2 protein-coding genes are annotated in these 1,367 nt (G+C 63.6%); both read right to left on the bottom strand.

The window, feature by feature from the left end:
• On the bottom strand, positions 1–800 hold an 800-nt coding region (locus EN993_RS35830; RefSeq protein ID WP_127266244.1), incomplete at its 3' end, for an adenosine deaminase.
• 120 nt (positions 801–920) lie between these two features.
• Positions 921–1,367: Gfo/Idh/MocA family oxidoreductase (locus tag EN993_RS35825; RefSeq protein WP_245469076.1), on the bottom strand; the 447-nt coding region annotated here is incomplete at its 5' end.

Here is a 1,367-nt window from a genome sequence, read left to right as displayed (position 1 = left end):
GGGACACCGGCCTTGCGCAGAGCGTCGAGCGGATGTTCGGCAAGCGACGGATACACGCCGAGCGCCACGTTGGAGATCGGACAGACGCCTAGGGGAATCTGCTTCTGCGCCAGCAGGTCGACAAGGTCCGGGTCTTCGATCGCCCGCACGCCGTGGTCGATGCGGTCGGCGCCAAGCAGTTCGATCGCGTCGCGAACACCTTCCGGGCCGCTCGACTCGCCCGCATGAACGGTGCGCCGCAAGCCTGCCGCGCCGGCACGGCGAAACGCTTCGGCGAAGCGCGGGCCGGTGCGGCCGGCGGCCGCTTCGTTCCCGTCGATCGACAGGGCAACGACGCGCTTGTGTCTGATTTCGCTCAGCAACTCGACCAGCTCGATCGCATCCGCCGCCGACTGGGTGCGAAGCAGGCTGACGCAAAGCCCGACCGGCGGGTGTCCGTCCTGCTCGGCGGCCGCGAAACCAGCATCGAATGCGTCGATCATCCCTGGGATATTCCCATGCCAATGCGGCCAATGCGTCGGGTTGACGATGACGTCGGCGTAACGCACACCGCTTCGACCCATGCGCTGTGCAAACTTGTAGGCCGTGGTGGCGAGTTGCTCGCGCGTCCGGAACGTCCCGCACAGCCAGTCGAGCATCTCGAGGAAGCTCTTGAGGTCATGAGCTTCGAAGAGCCTGTCGCGCGGTGCACGCAGCGGAATGCCGGCTTCCTCGCAGTTCCTGATCACATCATCGGCCTCGAAGCAGCCCTCTACGTGGATGTGCACTTCGGCTTTCGGCAGTCCGATGAAATCGGTCAATGGCGTCTCCCCTGTTCTCCGACGCCATCAAATCACGAAACGGCCAATCCTCATTTCAAGAAATGATTGAAAGAATTGCGCGTTGGCCGCGAGATTGGCAGCGCCTCGCGGAACCCAAGCCTACTGCGTATCCGCACTTGCCCGCAGCTCGGCACGCTTCTCGTCCGAGACGACGGCCAGATCGAGCACCTTCTGCAACTCAGCGGCGTGTCGGAACGACGGTTCGGCCTGCACGCCAGTTCGCACCGCATCGACGAAACGCTGGTAGTTGGTCGCCACCGTGCCGGCGTCGAGCTCTTCCCATTTGGCGTTCTCGACATTCTCGCCGACGCAGGCCTTGAGCGCCGAGCCGTCGAGATTGTGCACCACCTCGATGCCGCCTTTATCGCCATAGATGCGCAGGCGCAGCTCGTTGAGATGGCCTGATGCCCAGCGGCTGGCATGCACCACGCCGAAGGCACCGTTGGAAAAATCCAGCGTCATGGCGAAGCTGTCATTGGCGTCGAGCCCGTATTCGCCGATGCGGTTATCAGGCGCCTTGTCGAAGGCGCGCAGACGACAGAAGAC

Source organism: Mesorhizobium sp. M7D.F.Ca.US.004.01.2.1 (assembly GCF_003997785.1).
Classification (GTDB): domain Bacteria; phylum Pseudomonadota; class Alphaproteobacteria; order Rhizobiales; family Rhizobiaceae; genus Mesorhizobium; species Mesorhizobium loti.
The sequence above is the reverse complement of the archived record's forward strand: the minus strand, read 5'-3'. Positions and strand labels throughout refer to the sequence as shown.